General features: G+C 46.5%; 13 protein-coding genes and 1 pseudogene. 7 read left to right on the forward strand and 7 right to left on the reverse strand.

The window, feature by feature from the left end; all coding sequences use genetic code 11:
* Positions 1-11: 11 nt before the first annotated feature.
* A pseudogene (locus tag QUB37_RS02185) lies at positions 12-728 on the forward strand (lipid-A-disaccharide synthase-related protein); the annotation flags it as partial.
* A 24-nt stretch (positions 729-752) separates the two neighbouring features.
* On the opposite strand, the gene QUB37_RS02190 reads toward QUB37_RS02185, so the two are convergent.
* A complete protein-coding gene (locus tag QUB37_RS02190) occupies positions 753-920 on the reverse strand; it encodes a polysaccharide deacetylase family protein (RefSeq protein ID WP_333158912.1) in 168 nt (55 codons plus the stop codon).
* Between the two features lie 534 nt (positions 921-1,454).
* Between QUB37_RS02190 and QUB37_RS02195 the strand changes: the two genes are divergently transcribed.
* Positions 1,455-8,315, forward strand: a complete 6,861-nt coding sequence (locus QUB37_RS02195) for an AAA family ATPase (RefSeq protein ID WP_333158668.1) — start codon at positions 1,455-1,457, stop codon at positions 8,313-8,315.
* A gap of 182 nt (positions 8,316-8,497) precedes the next feature.
* Here QUB37_RS02195 and QUB37_RS02200 read toward each other — a convergent pair whose 3' ends face one another.
* The 4 genes from QUB37_RS02200 to QUB37_RS02215 all read right to left on the reverse strand — a co-directional run bounded on the left by QUB37_RS02200 (position 8,498) and on the right by QUB37_RS02215 (position 10,842).
* Complete coding sequence (locus QUB37_RS02200) at positions 8,498-9,700, reverse strand: response regulator (RefSeq protein ID WP_333158670.1); 1,203 nt, start codon at positions 9,698-9,700, stop codon at positions 8,498-8,500.
* Positions 9,701-10,155: 455 nt separating this feature from the next.
* Positions 10,156-10,338 (reverse strand): NfeD family protein, encoded by a 183-nt coding sequence (locus tag QUB37_RS02205; RefSeq protein ID WP_015175752.1) that lies wholly within the window; start codon positions 10,336-10,338, stop codon positions 10,156-10,158.
* 79 nt (positions 10,339-10,417) lie between these two features.
* Positions 10,418-10,606: an NfeD family protein gene (locus QUB37_RS02210; protein ID WP_333158673.1), complete on the reverse strand. Its 189-nt coding sequence runs from the start codon at positions 10,604-10,606 to the stop codon at positions 10,418-10,420.
* A gap of 29 nt (positions 10,607-10,635) precedes the next feature.
* Entirely contained in the window at positions 10,636-10,842 is a 207-nt protein-coding gene (locus QUB37_RS02215) for an NfeD family protein (protein WP_333036967.1), read from the reverse strand.
* Between the two features lie 214 nt (positions 10,843-11,056).
* Between QUB37_RS02215 and QUB37_RS02220 the strand changes: the two genes are divergently transcribed.
* The 3 genes from QUB37_RS02220 to rodA all read left to right on the forward strand — a co-directional run bounded on the left by QUB37_RS02220 (position 11,057) and on the right by rodA (position 15,397).
* Positions 11,057-13,468, forward strand: coding sequence for a tetratricopeptide repeat protein (locus tag QUB37_RS02220; protein ID WP_333158675.1), 2,412 nt, complete (start codon positions 11,057-11,059; stop codon positions 13,466-13,468).
* A 61-nt stretch (positions 13,469-13,529) separates the two neighbouring features.
* Positions 13,530-13,877: a VOC family protein gene (locus QUB37_RS02225; RefSeq protein WP_333158678.1), complete on the forward strand. Its 348-nt coding sequence runs from the start codon at positions 13,530-13,532 to the stop codon at positions 13,875-13,877.
* A gap of 260 nt (positions 13,878-14,137) precedes the next feature.
* Complete coding sequence (gene rodA / locus QUB37_RS02230; protein ID WP_333158680.1) at positions 14,138-15,397, forward strand: rod shape-determining protein RodA; 1,260 nt, start codon at positions 14,138-14,140, stop codon at positions 15,395-15,397.
* Positions 15,398-15,740: 343 nt separating this feature from the next.
* Here the strand turns inward: rodA and QUB37_RS02235 are convergent, their stop codons facing one another.
* Both QUB37_RS02235 and QUB37_RS02240 read right to left on the reverse strand, forming a co-directional pair.
* Positions 15,741-15,878, reverse strand: coding sequence for a hypothetical protein (locus QUB37_RS02235; protein ID WP_333158682.1), 138 nt, complete (start codon positions 15,876-15,878; stop codon positions 15,741-15,743).
* A gap of 116 nt (positions 15,879-15,994) precedes the next feature.
* Positions 15,995-17,359: a proton extrusion protein PcxA gene (locus QUB37_RS02240; protein ID WP_333158684.1), complete on the reverse strand. Its 1,365-nt coding sequence runs from the start codon at positions 17,357-17,359 to the stop codon at positions 15,995-15,997.
* A 52-nt stretch (positions 17,360-17,411) separates the two neighbouring features.
* On the opposite strand from QUB37_RS02240, the gene QUB37_RS02245 reads away from it, so the two are divergent.
* On the forward strand, positions 17,412-19,622 hold the full coding sequence (locus tag QUB37_RS02245) for a recombinase family protein (protein WP_333158685.1): 2,211 nt from the start codon (positions 17,412-17,414) through the stop codon (positions 19,620-19,622).
* A gap of 379 nt (positions 19,623-20,001) precedes the next feature.
* On the forward strand, positions 20,002-23,286 hold the full coding sequence (locus QUB37_RS02250) for an Ig-like domain-containing protein (RefSeq protein WP_333158687.1): 3,285 nt from the start codon (positions 20,002-20,004) through the stop codon (positions 23,284-23,286).
* Positions 23,287-23,458: the final 172 nt, after the last annotated feature.

Below are 23,458 nucleotides of genomic sequence, written 5' to 3' on the forward strand. Positions count from 1 at the left end.
ATTCTGATTATATGAAACCGAAGGGGATACTTTTCCTCAGCAACGGCCACGGGGAAGACGCGATTAACTGTCAAATTCTCAAAGCTTTGAGAGCATCTGGCGTGGATGTTGATGTTTCGGCGATGCCGGTTGTTGGTGACGGGGCTGCTTACCGCCGATCGACCGTGCCAATTATTGGGCCCACCAGTCAAATGCCGTCTGGGGGAGTTTTTTACATGAATCCCTTGTTTTTCCTCAAAGATATTGGGGCAGGGCTAATTGCTTTGACTTGGCAGCAATTGCAGGTTGTTTGGAGGCATTCGCCCCACTGCGATTTGGTGGTGGCAACTGGGGATATTGTCGCGGCGGCGATCGCCCATGCCAGCAACCGCCCCTATATAATTTTTCTATCGGCCCATTCTCGTTATTACGAAGGGCGAGTCAATTTGGGTTTAATCTTGTGGCAGTTGCTTTGCTCCGAGAAATGTCTGGTGGTTTTTACTAGAGATGCTTTGACTGCTGCTGACTTAAACCGGCAGGGTTTAAAGAAAGCTCTGTTTGTCGGCAATCCTGTCATGGACAACCTCAATTCTACGGGCAAAGATTTGCAGTTAATACCCGGAGTTCGGACGATCGCCCTTCTCCCCGGTTCTCGCCTCCCCGAAGCCACTAACAACCTCGTTTTGCTGCTGGAACTGGTTAAAAAAATTGCTACTAACTCTACTGTACCGATGCAGTTTTGGGCAGCTTTAGTTCCGGCTTTGATGCCTCAATTAGATGATATTGCGACGCGATCTGGATGGCAGCAGCGATTTGTAAGAGTAGGAATGGTTTGCCAACTCCTCTCCCCTCGCGACAATCATTTTCACGATTTCTGGATGTTTCTCAATATTGCGGCCGATTTCAAAAAAAGTTGCTTTAACTTGATAGCGGTCTAAGATATCTAAAAGCTGATTTGTATAGGGAGGATAGGGCCCGTCATCTTAGGTGAGGGCAACAACTTTCACTTCGGTATCGGCACGGTTGATGCCGAAATAATTGTGAAATTTAGTAACTTTAATTAACAGCGATACTGCGAAAAATAACGCTATGGTAAAAAGCAGAAACTTTTGTAAATTTTTACCGATTCGCATAGCTGCACGCACTCGATCGAGAATGAAAGTTGAGTGTTGTCAGATTACCACAATTGGGGAGCTGAATCTTCAAGCTATTTTATCATTAATTATTGTCGGTTTCTCAAGTTGCGAGTTTTGGCGATCGGACAGTAGCTAGAGGCTTCAAGTGGTAGTACACTTGTACGCTAAATATAGTGTAAGTAAGTCCAGAGCAAAAAAGCAATAATAAAAGATTGGGAGTTGTAGGGGGGTCAGGCAAGGATTTATATTCGGAGCGAGTTTACTGCTGCTCTCACCCGCTCCTACCCATGTTATATTTGTTTGTATACTCATTTTTTTTAGGCAGCAATAATTCCCAACATGATTTCACTGCCAGATATCACAATTGTCAGCCAGATTTACGAAAGTGCTAATTCCCTCGTATACCGAGGCATCCTCAAATCAAATCAGCAACCTTTAATTTTGAAACTCCTCAAAGAGGATTATCCCACACCAGCCGAACTCTACCGCTATCAGCAGGAATACGAAATCACTCGCCTTCTCAACGTAGATGAAACGATTAAAGCCTACGAACTGCGAAAATACGAAAACACACAAGTCATGTTGTTGGAAGATTTTGGAGGAGAGTCCTTAAAAATCTTGCAGTCAGGTCATCCCTTGGCTTTACCAGATTTTCTCCACCTAGCCATCCAAATCACAGATGCGTTAGGCAAAGTTCATCAAAAAAACGTCATTCACAAAGATATCAATCCATCTAACATTGTCTTGAATCCTCAAACCGGACAATTAAAAATTATTGACTTTGGCTTATCTACCATCCTATCCCAAGAGAATCCCAGCCTCAAAAGTCCTAATCTTCTAGAAGGGACATTGGCTTATATATCTCCCGAACAAACAGGCAGGATGAATCGCTCACTAGACTACCGCACCGACTTTTATTCTCTTGGCGTTACTTTCTATGAACTGCTAACCAACCAGTTGCCTTTTGCATCCGTCGATGCACTTGAGTTAGTCCATTGCCATCTTGCCAAACAACCCACTCCACCTCATGAAATTAATCCAGAAATTCCCTTTACTGTCTCAGAAATTGTCATGAAATTAATGGCAAAAACTGCGGAAGATAGATATCAGAGTGCTTGGGGAATCAACGCAGATATAAAAACTTGTCTCGATCAATTTAGAAAGGGTAAAATTCAAGCTTTTTTATTGGGATACCAAGATATCTCTCCTCAATTGCAACTCCCTCAAAAACTGTACGGGAGAGAATCACAAATTGAGTCCTTATTGAGTGCATTTGTTCGCGTAGCGTCGGGAGAAGAGAAACAACTAGGGGCGAGCACCCCAACGACAACTCAGTCACAAAATCTGCCCGTACAAGGACAAACAGAACTCATGCTAATTTCTGGATACTCTGGTATTGGGAAATCAGCTTTAGTTCAGGAACTGTATAAGCTCATCACTCAAAAAAGCGGCTACTTTATTGCAGGTAAATTTGACCAGTTGCAACGCGATATTCCCTATCAAGCTTTAGTCGCTGCCTTCCAAGAATTGGTGCGACAATTGCTCACCGAAACTGAACCCCAATTACAACTGTGGCGAGAGAAGATTCGACGTGCATTAGGAATCAACGGACAAATTATTATTAATGTTATCCCCGAAGTGGAACTGATTATTGGCAAACAGAATCCAGTCCCCGAATTACCTGCAACAGAAGCAAGAAATCGGTTTAATTTAGCTTTTCAAAACTTTATTCAAGTTTTTTGCCAAAAAGAACATCCCCTCGTCTTATTTCTAGACGACCTTCAGTGGACAGACAGCGCTACGCTGCAATTGATTCAGTTGATAATGACCGATTTTACTACTCAATATCTGTTTGTAATCGGAGCTTATCGAGATAACGAAGTCAGTGCAACTCATCCTACTATGCTGACTTTATCTGAGATGGAAAAACAGAGAGTAGTAATTAATCATCTCTCCCTTTCACCCTTAAATTTAAACCAGGTTAATGAATTCATTGCGGATACGCTGAAAACCGAGTGCGTCCCTACGCAAAGATTAGCCGAGTTGGTTTTGCAAAAAACACAAGGAAATCCATTTTTTATTAAAGAGTTTCTCAAGTCACTTGATACAGAGCAATTGTTGAAATTTGATACTAATGCTGGCGCTTGGTATTGGAATTTAGAGGAAATTATAACTAGAAATATTACTTATAACGTTGTTGAGTTCATGGCAAATAAAATTAAAACATTATCATACTCAGCACAAAAGATTTTACGATTAGCCGCTTGCATTGGCAACCAATTTGATTTACCCACCCTTTCAATTATTAATGAAACTTCTCAAAAAGAAACGGCGGATGAATTATGGAATGCTATTCAATCAGGATTTATATTACCCCTTGGAGATGATTACAAATTCCTGAAAACCAATCGAGATACAAAGGAGTTAAAAATTACTTATAAATTTGCTCACGATCGCATCCAGCAAGCCGCCTATTCCCTAATTCCCCCACACGATAAGCAAGCGGTTCACTGGAAAGTGGGGCAACTGTTGTTAGAAAATACGCCACCACAGGTACTCCAACAAAAGATTTTTGATATTGTCAATCAACTAAACTTCGGTATTGAAACAATTGACATCCAGTTAGAAAGAGATAAACTTGCTCAATTAAATCTGATTGCTGGCAAAAAAGCGAAGGCATCAGCAGCTTGGAAACCAGCCTGGAATTACTTAAGAATTGGTATAAATTGCCTGAGTGCAGATAGTTGGCTTCGTCAGTATGACCTAACTCTGGCACTTTATGTGGAAATAGTAGAAGCTGCTATCTTAAGTGGCCACGTTGAGGAAATGGAAAAATTGGCTGACATTGTGCTTCAACAAGCTACTTCATTGCTGGACAAAGTGAAAGTCTATGAAGTCAAAATTCAAGCCTATACAGCACAAAACCAACCGTTAGAAGCGATAGAGACGGCACTTTCAGTATTAAAGCTGTTGGGGATTCGTTTTCCCAAGAAGCCAACAAAATTAAATATTTTCCTTGAACTGATGAAGACTAAGTTAAGTTTAGCAGGGAAGCGAATCGAGGACTTAATCGACTTACCAGTGATGACTGACCCTTATAAGTTGGCAGCAATGCGTATCCTATCAAGTGTAGTTTCTGCTGCCCATTTTGCCACGCCTGAATTGCTAGCGCTAATGGCGTTTAAACAGGTCAATTTATCCATCAAATACGGGAATACTTCTGTGTCTTCTTGTGCCTATGCTACTTACGGACTAATTCTGTCGGGGGAAACTGTAGGAGACATTGAGACTGGTTATAAATTTGGGCAACTTGCTCTCTTGTTACTCGATAAGTTTAATACTAAAGAACTCGCAGCCAGAACCATATTTATTGTTAATTACTTTGTCAAACATTGGAAAGAGCATCTTAGGGAAACTTTAAACCCTTTGCAGAATGCTTACTCGATCGCCCTAGAGACTGGAGACTTAGAATATGCAGCTTATTCAGTTTGTGTATACTGCTATCACTCCTATGTATTGGGGAAGGAATTGGCAACTGTCGAGGCAGAGATGGCAATGTACAGTAATACACTCAGCAAACTTAAGCAAGAAACATCATATTACTATAACCAACTCAATCGACAGGTTTTATTGAACTTGATGGGACAGGCTGAAGATAAATGCCGTTTAATCGGTGAAAGCTATGATGAAACAAAAATGTTACCCTTGCATCGAGAGGCGAATGCTCAAAATCTTTGTCGCTCGGTCTATTTTTATAAGCTATTTCTCTGCTATATTTTTCAAGACTATCAGCAAGCTATAGAAAATGCTAAATTAGCCGAAAAATATAGCGATAGCGCTGTAGGTACTCTTCCTCTCTACCATTTCTACAATTCTTTACTTTATCTCGCTATCTATTCTGACGCACCAAAATCCGAGCAAAAACTCATCCTCCCGAAGGTGAAAGCCAACCAGAAAAAAATTCAAAAATGGGCGCAGTTTGCTCCGATGACTCATCTCCATAAATTCTATCTAGTGGAGGCAGAGCGATATCGAGTTTTGGGTGAAAATGCTAGGGCGATCGACTACTACGATCGCGCCATTGCCTTAGCCAAAGAACATGACTACATCAACGAAGAGGCTTTGGCTAATGAATTGGCTGCCAAATTCTACCTCGCTTGGGGAAAAGAGCAAGTTGCTCAAGCCTATATGACAAATGCTTACTACTGCTATTTACGTTGGGGCGCCACCGCTAAAATGACAGATTTGAAACGGCAGTATCCAGAACTTTTAAAGCGTTTTACGACAGCCAATATGTCCATAAATTCCCGCAACACTCTGTCTGATACATCTAACAGCTCTTCAGGTGAACTCCTGGATTTGGCAGCCTTGATGAAAGCATCTGCGGCAATTGCTAGTGAAATTGAGTTGGATAAACTCCTCACGACTTTGATGAAAATTCTGCTGGAAAGCTGCGGGGCAGAAACTGGCTATCTAATTTTAGAGTCTCAAGGACAACTGCGAGTCGAAGCGTCAGGTGAGGCTAACTCAAATCAAGTGATGGTGTTGCAATCGACTCCTATAGAAACCTGTCTTCCTTTGTCGATTATTCACTATGTTGAGAGGACTAAACAAGGACTGATTGAAACCAATGTTGCCCGTGAAGGCCGATTTACCCAAGATGCTTATATCAAAACACAGCAGCCCAAGTCTATCCTTTGCGCCCCTCTGCTCAATCAAGGGCAATTAATTGGAATTATTTACTTGGAAAATAATTTAGCAGATGGGGTTTTTACACTCGATCGCCTGCAAGTGATTCAATTACTTTCAAGTCAGGCGGCGATCGCCCTTACCAACGCCAGACTCTACACTCAGGTACAATCGACGCAAAATCGCCTGAATAAAATCCTTAATGCCATTCCTTTTGGCATATCCGTTCACGACGCCAAAGGACAACTGGTTTACGCCAATCCAGTTTCACAGCAGTTACTGAATATTCAAGATTTACCCAAAGCCGAAATTGAGCAACTCTCACAAACCTATCACGTTTATCGGGCAGGCACTGGGGAGATGTATCCAGTGGAACAGCTACCCTTGGTGCGATCGCTTCGCGGTGAAAAAGCTCAGGCGGATGACTTGGAACTGCACTACAGTGAGCGAATCGTTCCCTTAGAAGTAACTAGCACGCCAATTTTTGATGACACGGGTAATGTAGAATATGCGATCGCAGCTTTTCAAGATATTAGCTCACGCCAGCAAGCACAGATTACGGTCATTGAAAATGTCCGTTTAGAACAGGAAATTCGCGAGCGCAAAAAAACAGAAGAGGCTCTGCAGCAGAGTGAGGCACGCTACCTTGGTATTCTGGAAGACCAGACAGAACTGATTGCCCGGTATCTGCCAGATGGTACCGTTACCTTTGTTAATGAAGGCTTCTGTCGATTTTTTGGACTGACAAGGGAACAACTCATCGGGCATCACTACGAACCTGTCGTGTTTGAAGAAGACCGCGAATATGTAACCCGAGTCGTCAATTCCATTAGCCCAGAAAATCCCGTTTTCACAATTGAAAATCGGGTGATTGTTAGCTCCCAAGTGCGTTGGACGCAGTGGGTTAACCGAGGGATATTTGATGATTCCGGTTGCATTGTTGAATTCCAGGCGGTAGGACGAGATATCAGCGCGCGCAAAAAAGTTGAAGCAGAACTCGAACAAGCGAAAGAAGCAGCAGTTGCCGCCAACCTCGCCAAAAGCACTTTCCTTGCCAACATGAGCCACGAATTGCGAACTCCCCTGAACGCCATTCTCGGTTTTTCTCAACTGATGAATCAGGATACCAATCTGTTAACGGAACAAAAAGAGAACCTCAACATCATTCAGCGCAGTGGAGAGCATTTATTATCTCTAATTAATCAGGTGCTTGACCTTTCTAAAATTGAAGCAGGAGGCATGAAGCTATCTAAAAACAATTTAAACCTTCATCATTTTTTAGCTGAAATCGAGCATATGTTTGCGTTGAAAGCCACCGCTCTAAGCTTATACTTACGATTTGAATGTGCTGCCGATGTTCCTAAATATATCTGCGCTGATGAAGTTAAGTTGCGGCAAGTGCTGATTAATTTTATCAGTAATGCCGTTAAGTTTACCTCTTCGGGAGGGGTGTCTTTAGAAGTAAAAAATAAACAGGTAAAAGCCCAAAGTGAAGCCGGAACCAAAACAACCAACAACCAACAACCAACAACCATTACCTTTGAAGTAAAAGATACGGGAGTTGGCATTGCGGCAGAGGAACTGGAGAGTCTATTCAAACCCTTCGTGCAAACAGCATCCGGTCAAAAAGTGCAGCAAGGAACCGGATTAGGACTGACGATTAGCCGTCAATTTGTCCGCTTGATGGGAGGTGAAATAACAGTCATTAGTCATGGTAAAGCTTTCACTCCTGGAATGCCTCTCAAGGAATTTTTAGAAGACACAACGGGCACAACATTTAAATTTGACATTCCTGTGGGCATCGCTGATGCCAGCGCCATTCAAAATCAACCCCACAGTCGTCGCGTCGTTGCCTTAGCGCCTAACCAACCCCAATATCGCATCCTAGTGGTGGACGATCGAGATTACAATCGGCAACTGTTAGTTAAACTCCTCAAACCTGTTGGTTTTGAAGTGGAAGAAGCGACTAACGGTATTGAAGCGCTTGAAATTTGGGATTCCTACTCACCCCATCTGATCTGGATGGACATGAGAATGCCCGTTATGGATGGGTATGAAGCCACGAAACGCATTAAAGGCACCCTTAAAGGTCAAGCTACTGCTGTTATTGCTATTACTGCTAGCGTGTGGGAAGAAGAAAAGGCAGTTATTTTATCGGCTGGTTGTGATGATTTTGTACGAAAACCGTTCCACACAGAAGCCATCTTTGACATTATGGCTAAACATTTGGGAGTCGGTTATATTTATCAGGAAGAAGAGCTACCCTCTCCCCCTTCTAATGTGACTGGAGAACCGTTAAATTTCACTAATTTATTAGCAGCGATGTCAAAAGAATGGATAGTAAAACTATATGAAGCAGCTATTGACGCGGATTCGGAATTAGTTTTTAAACTCCTAGAGGAGATTCCTGAATCTCAAGCTTTCGAGCTTCAAACTCTCAGAAATTGGGTGAATAAGTTTCAGTTTGAGAAGATTCTCGATTTGACTGAACCCTTGGTTGGTGAATCTTGAGACAGCAGATTGCAGGTTTATCAAGTAAACTCTCGATCTATCCCCCCTAGCCCCCCTTAAGAAGCAGGGGACAAGAGTATTCAAAGTCAACCCCTACTCCCCTTCTTAAGGGGGATTTAGGGGGATCGAGACTCAGCTAAAAGCGAGATTTCTTGGATCGGATTGCGTAAGTCCCGTTTATGCTATTTGATGCTACTACGTGGTTGATTCAGTTCCATCTTTGACTTTAATGCCGACTGTTTTAAGTCTGTAAGATCGCGGATGGTAATTGAGCAACCGTCTCCCAATTTAACAGCAGTGAAATAATAGCATTTGCCAACAAGGTAATCATTTTCTAGATGAACCTCTCCTTCAAGCGATTCTCCAGTCTCAACAACTTCTACTAATAAATCAAACAATCCTGGACTCAATTGATTAAGCAGTTTTTTCAGCACGGGTTCAGCCGCGAGTTCTGTTCGTTTTTTCCCTAAGAGTCTGGCAAAGACAGGGTTAACTACCAAGTAGCGAAAATCTTCAATTTCTCCAGCGATATCTCCCCTCGCCGCCTCTACTGCGGCTATTCCATCCAGAGATGAGTTTAGCAAATTTGCCAGCAGGCTGCGAGATTGGTAGGCAATTTCTGCGGTTTGCTGGTGTCGCTCGATTGCTTCTTTAAGCTGGCGTTTTTGGTGCTGGATAGTGACCTGAGTTTCGAGGCGAACTAGCACTTCTTCCGGCTGAAAAGGTTTAGAGATGTAGTCAGATCCCCCTAGCTTAAAAGCTTTAACTTTATCAAAAACTTGGTCAAGTGCGCTTAAGAAAATAATCGGAATTTCTGAGGTGTTTTCATCAGATTTAAGGGCTTCGCAGACTTGATAACCGTCCATGTCTGGCATTTTTATATCCAGCAATATAGCATCGGGGGGATAATGGCGAACAGTCTTCAAAGCCATAGAACCATTGGTGACGCAGCGAACTTTATACCCCTCCTTAGTGAGAATTCTTGTTAGAAAACGGAGATTCTCTTGGATGTCATCAACAATTAAAATGTTGCCTTTGTAATTTTCTAATTCATTGATGTCACTTTCTCCTACCGAAGCCATCGTCATAGGTTCGCCTTCGACTTCGGCTTCGGCGAGATCACTTGTGGTGCTTTGCTTCTCTAGCAGAGAGCGAAAGTTATTCTTAGTAACTTTTTCTCCCATTACGTCTGAAAGCCGCTGCCACAGGAGAGAAGATGAATCTTTGATATGTCCTACGCTGAGGTACAAGCTGTCAGCAACAGCACTATAAGTTGTGTTTTTCCAAGCAGCTTTTAAAATTTCCTGCTCAAGAAAATTTAACGGTTTACTGGTTTTGGACTCTAAGGCTGATTCAATAAATTCTAGGGCTTCTTCAAAAGTCATATATACATCCCTCTCATCGGGTAAGGTTTGTCCCGTTTTGCACCCTAATTTTGAGTTACGCACCGTAGTAAGTCGGTGGAAAAATTCCTAATAGATATTATTGCAGACTTATTGACAACTACGCTCCGGGACGATCGCCCCCGATCCTGATTCCACCTTGTCGCAACCGGAAAAAGGCGATCGCACCCACCTAATTATTTGTGAGGGCGATCGGCTTAAACCCTTGTCAGCACAGGGCTTCTAAGTTGCTTGTCACCCCCTGAACGCCTACAAAAAAACCGCCGACCAAACAGTCAGCGGTGAGTTGTGGTTGAGGTCAAACTCTAAAATCTTGAAATTAACAGAGGTGATAAGTGCGATCGCGCGCTTGAAGAGAAATGTATCGAAATAGAAACGCGATCGTAAATTTATTTTTTATACCCTCCGATAACTCCCACCTACAGATTGTTTCCCAACTACGCTTCAACTATCAGAGTAATGTTCTCAAGTCTCACGACGCGAACAACTTCACCCGGTTGCAAAGTTATTTCTCGAACGCACTTGGCAGGCCACCAACTGCTTTGAAATCGCACACTGCCGGACTGATTTGGTTTAATTTCTTCTTCAACGATCGCTCTTTCTAAATGGCTGACAGTCATGATTACTTTCTCCTGCTTCTAGGTTGGCCTGAACGTTGGGATGCTATAAACTTATAGCTCGACTCCCTAACCCCTTGATTTATAACGACGCTTCAACTATCAAAGTAATATTGTCAATTCCGACTACGCGAACTACCTCACCAGGCTCAAAAGTCAGGTCTCTATCGCACTTCGCCGGCCACCAACTGTTTTGGAAACGAACGAGACCGGACTCATTAGGTCGAATTTCTTCATCCACGATCGCTTTTTCGGAATTGTCAAAATTCATGATTGCTTACTCCCGATTGTAGATTTCCCTTAACTTTCAGAATTGATCGCAAACGACGCTGCAACGATCAAAGTAATATTTTCAATTCCCACGACTCGAACCACCTCACCGGGTTCAAAAGTCATGTCTCGATCGCACTTCGCCGGCCACCAACTGTTTTGGAAACGAACCCGACCGCATTCTTGAGGGCGAATTTGTTCATCTACGATCGCTGTTTCAACATCGTTAATAGACATCGCTGCTTGCTCCTGAATATAAACTCGACTCGATCGGTGTGTAAGTTAGAAGCTTGTCTGTCAACTTCCCCTCCACACTCAACAGTATCCCCGGCCAACCTCGGCCGTGTCAGTCGGTAAAAGTCTATACAAGTCAAATGTTTGAGCGTGTAAGCGAGTCGGAAAAAGTCTGTTAAAGTTGTCTCAGATGGGTAACGCTAAACCTGGTGACTAAATGGAAGCCGATCGTGCACTGGATTTTACCAACTCGTTACTTGTGGCTCGAAACCTGAAAACTCTCGACAACCTTGACAGCGCTATCTTTCGCGAAGCATGGATGGGAGTGCAAGGCAGGACGTACCAACAGGTTGCAGATAGTGAAGGATATGGAGTAGGGACTGTTAAAGATGCCGCCTCTAATTTGTGGAAGCGGCTTTCAGCGCTGTTTGGAGAAGGCGAAAAAGTCAAAAGAGACAACCTTCAAGCGGTTGTAGAACGGTATTGGCGCAGCTACTCGAAACTAGAACCGCAGTCGGGACAAACTGTTCCGGCCCAAGTATCTCTCGGACTTGATGCGGATTTGGAAATCGAAAACCCGAACTTTTTGGGCCGGTTCGGGGCGATCGAAGATCTCAATACTCTTGTCGCCCAAGGTGCTAAAGTGATTGTCATCCAAAGTGCCGGCGGTATCGGCAAAACAACTTTGGCCAGACAGTATCTCAAATCTCAAGGGTTCGATCGAACCATTGAACTGTTGATGGCAAAAGAGACAGAAAACATCACAGCCTTGGAAAGCGTGATCGAAGAATGGCTCAAGCAAGACTTTCAGGAAGAACCAGGGCCAGACTTTGGCGTCACCCTGGGGCGGCTGAAGCGACAGCTTCAGACTCACAAAGTCGGCGTATTGATTGACAATTTGGAAGCCGCACTCGACGGACAAGGTAAGTTTATTGAACCCCACCGGCTTTACGTGGAACTGTTGCGAGTTTTGGCTGACGCAGCGGTGCAGTCGGTAACGCTGATTACCAGTCGCGATCGACTTTGCGATTCTGATGTCACCGTCGAACACTACTTGCTTCCGGGATTAGATGTGGAAGTTTGGCAGCAATTTTTTAGCTGCCGCAACATCAATATAGATGATGTCGCCCTCAAGGAAATGCACAAAGTTTACGGCGGCAATGCTAAAGCAATGGGCATTATTTGCGGCACTATCCGAGAAGATTTTGACGGAGATATGGCGGCTTACTGGCTGGAAAACAGCGAACATCCGCTCGTTGAAACTGACTTAAAAAATTTAGTTACCAGTCAATTTAACCGCCTCCTCGAACTCGACCCTGAAGCCTATCAACTCCTCTGTCGCTTGGGCTGTTACCGCTATCAAGACGTGCCGACAGTCCCTACTGACGGACTTTTGTGCTTGCTGTGGGACGTTCCCGAAGCCGGACGCCGACAAATCATTAAATCGCTGTTGCACCGATCGCTAGTCGAGTCTCAGAAGGGCGAATACTGGCTGCATCCAGCAATTCGGGAAGAAGCGGTCGATCGGCTCACGCCCGGAGACTGGGAAACTGCAAACCGCAAAGCAGCCGAGTTCTGGACAGAGAGTGTTGAAAATATTGAAACTGTAGAAGATGCCCTGAAAGCTTTTGAAGCTTACTATCATTATGTGGCAATTAGCTGTTTCGAGCAGGCCGCGAGCGTCATCCTCAAAAAAATCAATATCCAGTTTGCCCAAGATTACAAGCTCGGTAGAGCGCTCTACAAATTAGGTTTCTTGCAGCCAATAATTTCAGCAACTACTCGCATCGTCAACAATGTGACTTCTGATTATTATTTGAGCGGTTTATACAGTCTTTTAGGCATTTGTTATCGGATATTAGGCGAAATCAATCAAGCCATAGAATGCCATCAAATGTCAGAAATAAAAGCTACTAAATCTTTGCAAATTATAGCGAAAAGCAGCGAATCTGAAAACGGCAAACAAGCTAATCTGGAATTTTGGAAAGTTAACGCTGCAATTAATATAGGTTTTTGTCAAATAGAAATGCGGGAATTGGAATCAGCTATGGAGATATTTGTCAAGCTGAAAAATTCGCGAGACGAAATTGGGAGTAATAGCTATTCGATCAATGTCGGGTTAGCTTTCCTCAACTCCTGTATCGGAGCCAAAAAAGAGGCGGAAGAACTCGCCGAAAAACTTTATGCCGATCGGGAAAACAGTCAGTTGGTAGGTACGGGATACAAGTTAGTTTTTCTCGCCGCCACCTATCAAAACCTGGGAGAGACAGAGAAAGCTTTGAGCTTGTACCGCCAAGCGATCGCCCAGGCCGACCAAAACCAGTACAGCACCATCAAAGCCAAAGCTCTCAGCGGTATAGCAGCGCTGTACCGAGAACAGGGAGAATTTGAACAAGCCCTGCAGCACCATGCAGAAGCAATCGAAATACTCGATCGATCCAGCGCTAAATTAGACCGAGCCGAAGCTTACTATCAACTAGCACTGACAGAACAAAAACTTGGTAACATCGAGAAAAGTCAAGAAAATTTTGAGCGCGCAATTCAACTGTTCAGCGAAATGGATGCCAGCAAACAAGTAGAAAAAGTACAGTTATCCGCGACAAAAAAAACAGAAAAAATACCTAATTAATCGAGCAACAAATCAGAAAATAGATACAATAAATGAAAGAACAACCATAAAGTTTGTAGATATGAAACTAAAACGATTGGGACACGTAGCCGTCTGCGTGCAAGACATAGAGAAGTCTGCTGAATTCTACCGCAACTTGGGTATGGAGTTAGTCTGGAAAGATGCAGACTGGGCTTATTTGAAAGCAGGAGAGGACGGATTGGCGCTGTTGAGTCCGAGTTACGACCAAGCAGGGCCGCATTTTGGGTTTGTATTTGACGATCGCGCCGAAATGGAATCGGCTTACCAACAACTCAAAGCCGATGGTGTTTCCGTCACCCACATTCACGAACACCGCGACGGTACTGCATCTTTTTACGGCAGAGATCCAGATGGGAACGGCTTCGAGTATCTTTACGAACCGGCCTGACTATTTTCGGACTTGCGGATCGCGATCAAACTAAATCCGCGTAAGGTGCGCGGCCTGGCGCACCCTACATATTAGTGTGTCCGCGCACGATGCGGCCCGTTGCTGACGGCCCGGAACCTCCCTAACACTCGCCGAATAAAGTTACATACTTACACCGACGCTTCTACAGTAAGGTGCAGGCTGTGAATCTGAAATATATCCACAAGTTCCGAAAATCAGCTCGATAATCTAAAATCTAAAATCTAAAATCTAAAATCCTCATGTTGCAGAGAATACAAGTCAGAAACCGCTGGAAATCAATCTTCAAACCCTGGGAAGAAGCAGACCCTTGGCTGTTGGCCGCTTGCATCGCCCTCACCATCTTCGGGGGAATCATGATCCGCAGCGTCGAAATCAACCAGGGGCTGATCGACTGGTGGCGGCACTGGGTAACTGGGGCAGTCGGTTTGTTCCTCGCCATCATCATTTCCCGCTGCCGCTACCAAATACTGCTTGAGTGGAAATGGCCGATTTACATATTAATCAATTTGTCGCTGATCGCAGTGCGTTTTATCGGTACTACAGGGCTCGGTGCCCAGCGGTGGATCAACATCGGCGGCTTCTACCTGCAACCATCAGAATTTGCCAAAGTAGGCATGATTGTCACTTTAGCAGCTCTCCTGCATGACAAGACTGTTCCCACGGTGGGCAATATGTTGAGGATGCTGGCGATTATGGCCGTACCCTGGGGATTGATATTTGCCGAACCAAATTTAGGTACTTCCCTAGTGTTCGGCGCGATCACAATGGGGATGTTTTACTGGGGTAATGTCAATCCCGGCTGGCTAATATTGCTATTCTCTCCTCTCATATCAGTTCTCTTCAATAACCTGTCTACACCGATTTGGATAGCCTGGGTAGTTGTTGCGGGTATTATCGCTTGGCGAACCCTGCCTTGGCCCTGGTTAGGGACTTTCGGTGCTGTGTTGGTGAACGTTGTTTCTGGACACCTCGGACATATTTTTTGGAATGTACTCAAGGATTATCAAAAAATGCGCCTGACAGGGTTTTTAAACCCTGAGAAAGACCCTTTAGGCAGCGGATATCACTTGATTCAATCTCGGATTGCTATTGGCGCTGGGGAACTGAAGGGCCGGGGTTTGTTTCAGGGAACGCAAACTCAGCTTAACTTTATTCCCGAACAGCATACGGACTTTATCTTTTCAGCTATTGGCGAAGAATTGGGTTTTATTGGCTGTATTGGCGTGTTGTTGGTGTTCTGGATAATTTGTTTCCGGTTGGTGACGATCGCTCAAACTGCTAACGATAATTTTGGTTCTTTGCTGGCGATCGGCGTACTCTCAATGTTGATTTTTCAGGTGTTCGTAAATATTGGGATGAACATTGGCTTGGCGCCGGTTACGGGCATTCCGCTGCCTTTCCTAAGTTACGGGAATGCGTCGCTGCTGAGTAATTTTCTCGGCCTGGGGCTGGTGGAGGCGGTGGCAAGCCAGCGACAGCGCAAGAAGCGTTGGAATTAGGTCATTGGTAATTGGTTCTGGGAATGCGATCGCCCTTTTGATTTCTTTCGAGAAATTCTGCGGGCGATCGTATTTTTTTTCATCTCCCAAGGTGCATCTAAGTTTTACGGTTCCTGAGCCGAGCGTTTATGACAGTCAAGCAAGTTTGATAAAATTCTTGTGGTGCGCGCGCGAGAACCCGCCCCCCAATAGAATTTAGAGGCCCAACACCTTAAGTACATCAACTTAATTAAACCACTCCTGACGCAAACAATAAATGGTTTTGTGCGCTATGGGTAAGCCACTTTGTGTGCAGTGAACGCCCTACTGAGGACGTTCTTAATGCCTGAAACCATTGCTCTTATTACATCTTTTTTTCCTTCTTCCTTTCTTCTTCCTTTCTTCTTCCTTTCTTCTTCCTTGCGACGGACATCGGACTGACATCCGTTTCATCCGTCGAGCCAATCCGTTGCCGAACTTCCGACTTCCATCGGACTGGCATCTGTTACATCCGTTACATCCCGTACATTGCTCGTTGCCGAACTTCCTTCTTCATGACATCCGTTACATCCGTTACATCCGTTAAAGAATCCATTGCCGAACTTCTTTCGCCTCTGATTATTCGTTCATGTTCTTGTACGTAGCAACAGCCGAAGGCGAACTCCGGTTTAAATAACGGAATATCCAATACTTAAATACCGTATCCAAGATCACTGGAAAAGTTGCAATGAACAAAAATATGAACTGCCTATTTTCTGGTAGTCCCAAATGCCTCGATAAACCTTCGAGAATTACTTCCCAACCATGAGGCGAGTGGAATCCGACAAACACATCTGTAAACAAAATAATTACGAAAGCTTTCGCACTGTCGCTGAGGCCGTAAATCACATCGTCCATGAAAGACTTTAAAATCTCAATCTCTCTCTTGTTAGTGACGATAATCGCGGCAAAGGCAATGCAGGACATCAAATCGGCAAAAATATTTTTAATAGCTCCACCACTTTCAGAACGGTATTCCTCCGCAAGTTCAACTGCTTTCGCGGCAATCTTCTTTTCTGTTTCCTCTAAAGAAAGCGAGGGAGCCGTGCCTATTAACCTTTCAAATTTGAGGTGCTGCTCAAATCTCTCCAGTTCTTGGAATGCTTCTTCTTCCAGGTTAACATTTATGAAAAGTGGAGCATTTTCTTTGCCTCTGAAATGGTCAACTATCGGACCGACCAAAAAGTTTTTGGAGATTTGATTCGTCAATAGCGGAACTAAAATCAAAAGCAAAATAAATCTGAGAGAAATAATTGTTTTTACTTTTGAATTGCGAAAGTTCTTGACTACTTCTTTTTCAGCTCCAGGGTCTAAATCTTTAGTAATTCGATTCAAAGTCCCCAAAAGCGATCGCGGTAATAAATTTACTTCTTCATAGTTAGTGTCCACTTCACCATCGTGAATTTGAACAGAATTAGCTGAACCTTTATTTTTGTCAGGTGGAGAGCTGCTATTTGTTGTAGATTTTGCCTGCACATTTACTGAACTGACAACCGGAACAATTGCCGTCGATCTACTATTATTAATATACTTGTCGATGACTCCATCAATAAACTCTAGCTTCTCAAATATAAGGGATTCTCTATCTTTATTGTTGAGATGTAATCCGTGCTGGTGATAATCAGCGCTGGGCCCAGTTTTCGGTTTTGCCCCCACTCGCTCCGGCAGTTCCAAAAAAGAACGGCTAGCATTAAACTCAACCATTCGGGTTTGGATGACCTTGAGGTATTTTTGCAGTTCGGATTTAAAGTAAGACAGGGTGCTTTGTCCGTAATCTCCCGATCGATCGGAGATTGCTTGACCGCCAAAATGCTCGTCTTCCATCGCCTTAATTGCTAACGCAGCATCGTAGGCCTGTTCTAGAGCCCTCTCAGGCGTTTCTCGATACCATTGGTGAAGGCTGTAGAGATATTTTACAATCCTGTTCCACGGAGAAGTATTCATAGCTAAAGCTTGTTAGTTGACTGTAGACATTAGTGATTAAAGTATTCACAGTATGGTAACAAATTTACCTAAATTGGGAACCGAGGTCTCGGATTCAATTTGGATTGTCGGATCTGCCCGAAGCGGCAAAACCACTCGTTTAGTCGAGCAGTTCTGCATTTGGAGCAAAACTGTCAAGCCATTGCCCACAACAGTTTCAGGGCGATCGAGTTCCGGGCGGCGGCGGGCTGGACAAACTGCGCCAGCAATTTTAGTCTTAGCAGCTAACGGAGACAACCGGCTAGAATTGGCCGATCGCATCGCCGTCGCTACCGAAGGAAAATATACCTTTCACTCCACAACGCCCTTCGGTTTTTTTGAGCAGGAGGTATTGTTATTTTGGCCCCTGCTAGTTCAGTCGCTGGATTTGAGGGCTCAATTTCCCCTGCGGCTGCAACCTGAAACAGAACTGGAACTTGCCGCGAGACTCTGGCGTCGCGAATTAGACGAAGGGATTTTGCAAAAAACAGGGGTAAGTCCAAACCGAATGGTGCGTCGAACACTAGACTTATTACAACTTGCTGCTGTCAGCGGTACGCCGAGAGAAGAGATTCCCAGCATTCTAGAACAGGGATTTGCTGGTGACGGTGGCTCGACCAACCTGTGGACTAGCATGGGAGAGTTGCTGGAAAGGTGGCGGGAATGGTGCTTGACGCGGGGGTTCCTGACTTACGGGATTGTTTGCGAACTCTACTGGCACGATTTGTTGCCGGATGCCACTTATCAGCAGCATTTGGCCTCTAGATATCAAGCTGTGATCGCAGACGATGTTGACGATTATCCGGCGATAAGTCGCCATTTGTTCGATCGAATGCTCGACCAAGGTGCAGCGGGGGCGTTCTCCTACAATCCAGAGGGAGGAGTGCGTTTGGGCTTGGGGGCTGACACGGAATACCTGGCCAGACTCGAAGACCGCTGTCAAAGCGTGGTAAATTTGGACGCCAAAGCCGGTTTAGCCCCAGAGATTGGAGATTTAGCGGTAAGTTTAGCAGTTAATACTGAGGGTTTTTATCCTTTAGGCTTGAGTTTGCCCGGTAAAGTTCGATCGCTCCAAACCACTTCCCGGGCTCAACTGCTGCGAGAAACCGCCGAAATCATCGTGGATGCGGTGAAGTCACAAGCCGTGGAACCGCAGGAAATCGCCGTAATTGCCCCTGGGATGGATGCGATCGCCCGTTACAGTTTAACGGAAATTCTGGCGCGAGATGGTATCGCCGCCGTATCTCTCAACGATCAGCGCCCCCTCTCGACTACCCCAGAGATTCGAGCTTTACTCACTTTGTTAGCCTTAGTTTATCCGGGACTCGGCCGTTTAGTCGATCGAGACGGCGCCGCCGAAATGCTAGTAGTGTTGGGCAGCCAGAAACACCGTTCATTAGAAACAGAAGATTCTAACTCGACGTTCAATCTAACATCTCAAATTCACCATCAAAAATCGATCGACCAAGTGAGAGCAGGTTTAATCGCCGATCACTGTTTTTGCCCAGATATCGATCGACCTCAATTGCTGCCAATTACAGCTTTTCCCCGGTGGGACAGACTGGGACACCGAGCAGCCAGGGCCTACGAGCAGATTGTGGAGTGGATCGAACAACAGCGATCGCAACAGCAGGAGCGGCTTTTGCCGAGTCCAATTGCCCTGCTCGATCGAGCCATCCAGAAATTTCTCATGAACGACAGATACCTCCCCTACGATCGGCTAGCAGCCCTGCGCGAGTTAATGGAAACCGCCACCCACTACTGGGAAATCAACGGGCGAATGCAGCGCGTAGAACCAACAAACGGCGGCGACTCAGAAACGATCGCCCGGTTCATCCAGTTGTTGCGGCAAGGAACCGTCACCGCCAACCCCTTTCCAGTGCGTCCAGAAGGCCCAGCAGCCAGAGCCGTCACCCTCGCCAACATCTTCCAGTACCGCAGCAGCCGCCGCGCCCACAAGTGGCACTTTTGGCTGGATGCCGGCTCGCCCCTGTGGCTAAGCGGCGGTGCGGCGACATTGTTTGGCGCTCCCTTATTTTTGCGATCGCAACAGGGGCGTCCCTGGGAAACCGAAGAGGAAACAGCGGCCGACCAACAGCGACTGCGGCGAATTCTGCTAGATTTGTTAAGTCGCTGTTCCCTGCTTTACCTGTGCCACAGCGAACTATCCGTCAGTGGACAAGAACAAACCGGGCCGCTTCTGCCCCTAATTAACAGCTCTGTTTCTTGTCAGCAGTCAGCATAAGGCATTCGCTTCTGCAGGCAAGAGGTACAGATGTATTCAGCATTGGACATTCGGAAAGAAAAAATTATGACGGCGAAGATTTTTATTTTTTCTGATTCTGGATAAATACACCGGGCTCACTCCAAGCCCGACTTCTACGTTCTATCGAAATGGCGCGATATTAAAGTATACCCAACATAGGCATCAAAACGTGCAATCATTAATATTTTGATATCAAAAGATGTCCCGCTTAAAAAATATCTATAGCCGTGGCAGTTTTGATTTAGTATGTTAGAAATGATGGGGTTATTAATCAATTTTAAGCCAGATTGGTGGCAACAAACTGATACTAATCAGTTCTTAAAGTAAATCGGGATCGTCGTTTAAAGGAGCCAAAATAATGCCAAGTGCAGTGCCATTAGTAATTATACCACCTCCAACACCAACACCAGAACCAGAACCAGAGACGCCAACACCAGAGACGCCAGAGCCAGAGACGCCAACACCAGAGACGCCAACTCCGACTCCGACTCCAACACCTCCAACACCTCCCTCCGGGGACGACACAATTGGCGACATAGACGACACAGGGGGCGGAGGCCAAGGTACCTCGCCCGGAATCATCGGCGGCGTAGTCCGTGGCACCGAAACCAACGACTCCTTAGCTGGCAGTCCCGGCCCCGACGTGATTTCCGGGCTGCAAGGCAACGACACCTTGCAAGGAGTCCGAGGCGACGATTTACTATTTGGCAACGACGATGACGACGTGCTGTTCGGTAATGAGGGCAACGACGTTCTTGACGGCGGTTCAGGACTCGATACCCTGTACGGAGGCAAAGACAACGACTCCATCGAGGGGGCAAATAACCCTGACCTGCTGTATGGCAATGACGGCAACGATACGGTAATCGGAGGCGAAGGCAGAGACACGGCTTACGGCGGAAAAGACAGCGACAGCTTGCGTGGAGGTTCTGGCGACGATAGCTTTTTGGGCGATCGAGGCGACGACATCCTCTGGGGCGACGAAGGCAACGACTCGCTCTTCGGTGGCGATGGCGAAGACTTGGTATTTGGCAACGAAGGAGGCGACTGGCTCTACGGAAACGCCGGCGGGGATACATTTTTTTCCGGCGACGGCGACGACATCGTATTCGGCGGCGACGGTGATGACATCGTGGACGGCGGTGCTGGCAATGACGTTCTTTGGGGCGAAGCAGGCAAAGACGTAGTGGCAGGAGGCGAAGGCAGAGATGTCTTCGTCATCGGTGCCTTCAGTTCCCCCAGCGGCAGCAGCGACGGCACTAACGCGGCATTTATCACCACAGGCGGCCCCGACATCGCCGATGCTGACATTTTCACAGACTTTCGCCAAGGCGAAGATTTAATCGGGTTAACCGGCGACCTCAAGTTTGAAGATTTGGTAATCTTCCAAAGCACCGAAACCAAAGCCGGCAGTACGATTATTCGCAACGGCGTCAGCGGCGACTTTTTAGCAGTATTGCCCGGAGTAGACAGCAGAACCCTAGGGCGAAGCTCATTTGTAATTGCCCCCACAGTTCCCGGCAGCGCAACTCCGCTTCCCCTACCGACGCCGACAGACAGTCCGACACCGACAGGAAGTCCGACGCCGACAGGAAGTCCGACACCGACGCCGACACCAACGCCGACACCGACGCCGACACCGACGCCAACACCGACACCAACACCGCCAGACGAGCCGGTGCCGATGTTCCCCGGGTCGCCGACGCCGACAGGAAGTCCGACGCCGACAGGAAGTCCGACGCCGACAGGAAGTCCGACGCCCATCTTTAACCAACCTCCAAGAGCAGTTAACGACAACTTCACCACGGTTGCAGGTGAAGAACTCAGTTTCAACGTTCTGTTGAACGACACTGACCAGGAACAAAGCGCTCTGACTGTCACGACTTTTGCTCCAGCAAACAAAGGGAGCCTGGTTCCCGTGGGCGGTGGCGTATTCAAATACACCCCGAATCCGGGCTTCTCGGGTACTGACAGCTTCAGCTACTCGATCTCAGACGGCAGCGGCGGCACAAGTAAGGCGGTAGTAACCATCAACGTCAGTAACCCGCCGCAGCTAATAATTAACGACGGTGTGGTGGTTGCCAAAAGTAATCCTACCCAGACAATCACTGCCGCCGATTTGTTAGTCACAGATCCCGACAACAGCCCCTTGGAAATCGTTTACACGATTACTAAAGCCCCCGATGCTACCAGAGGTTTTGTCCAAAGGGGTAGCACCTTTCTCAACGTGGGCGGCAAATTCACCCAAGACGATATCAACAACAACATCGTCAAATACAACTTGCTGGCAGCAGGTGGCAGCGACAGTTTCACGTTTACAGCCTCCGACGGGTCTGCAACTATCGGGCCGGCATCCTTCAGCATCACGGTGGTAGATAATATTGTCGATCGCAGCGCACTCCCAGCCAGCAGCTTTACAGGCAGCAACCTCAGCGACTTCATCCTCGGCGGGGCAGGCGACGATACCCTCGCTGGGGGCGACGGCGACGACCTGATCGATGGTAATGGCGGCAACGACCTCGTATTCGGTGAAGCAGGCAACGACTCGCTGGTGGGTGCGATCGGCAACGACACCGTTGACGGCGGACTCGGCAACGACACCGTTGACGGCGAAGACGGCATAGACTCGCTGATCGGCGGACTGGGCAACGACCTGATGTTCGGCGGCAATGACAATGACAACCTCTTGGGCGGCGACAACAACGACACCATTGACGGCGGAACAGGCAATGACTCGATATTGGGAGAATCCGGCGAGGACTCGATACTTGGTGGCGCTGGGATCGACACCTTACTTGGTGGCATTGGCGACGACTCCCTCGACGGCGGTGCCGGCGACGACATCCTCGACGGTGGATTGGGCAGAAACTTGCTCGACGGCGGTATCAATAACGATTTCATCTCCGGCGGCGACAACGATGACACGATTTTGGGTGGACAAGGCAACGACACGGGACTCGGAGGTTCGGGCAATGACTACGTGTTGGGCGAGGCCGGCAGCGACTCCCTCGACGGCCAAGCGGGCGACGACACTCTCGACGGCGGTGCCGGCAGTGACTGTCTCAGCGGCGCCTTCGGCAATGACTTGGTATTGGGCGGCGATGACAACGACTCGCTTTCCGGCGGTGCAGGCAATGACATTTTGGGTGGCGGTCCCGGTTCTGACTTGCTCACGGGCGATGCTGGCAATGATTTCTTCTACTACGAAACTCCCAGCGAAGGCGTGGACGTGATTGCTGACTTTAACGCTAACGGCAGCGAGACCGACAGATTTTTGTTCAGGTCGTCAAATTTCGCAGGTTTAACCAACTCAGGAACTACTCTCGATTTCACCAGTTTTATCGTCAGGAATATTGGGTCTAGCGGCGACGACATCAGCAAGCAATCAGTCATTTTGTTTGAATCTAAATTTGATAACGCTCAAGCAATAAATGCAGTGTTGAAAAATCAAAACGGATCGAGCAAAACGGGAGCTTTCTTCGTGTACCTGAACAATACTTTTAACAAGTACGTTCTCGGCTTCGACCCGAATGTGGCAGATGACAGTCTCCCAGCTTTCGATTTGGCAGTGTTGAATTCTATTCCTACAGTGCCCGGAGCGCTCAGCACAGTCATTACTGCATCTGACTTTAAGTTTATTTAGTAGTTTTTGAGTAGCGTCGCAAGGAGGCGGAACAATGGCAAGTGCAGTATCACTAAATTTTCTCGAAGGGCGGCTACCCGAGGAGAACGAGGATACTTTGGATAGCGGGACGGTGCCGCAGCCTACGCCGTCGTCGGGCACGGAGCCGATGATGACGGGCACGGAGCCGATG

Source organism: Microcoleus sp. AT3-A2, assembly GCF_036705685.1.
Classification (GTDB): Bacteria; Cyanobacteriota; Cyanobacteriia; order Cyanobacteriales; family Microcoleaceae; genus Microcoleus.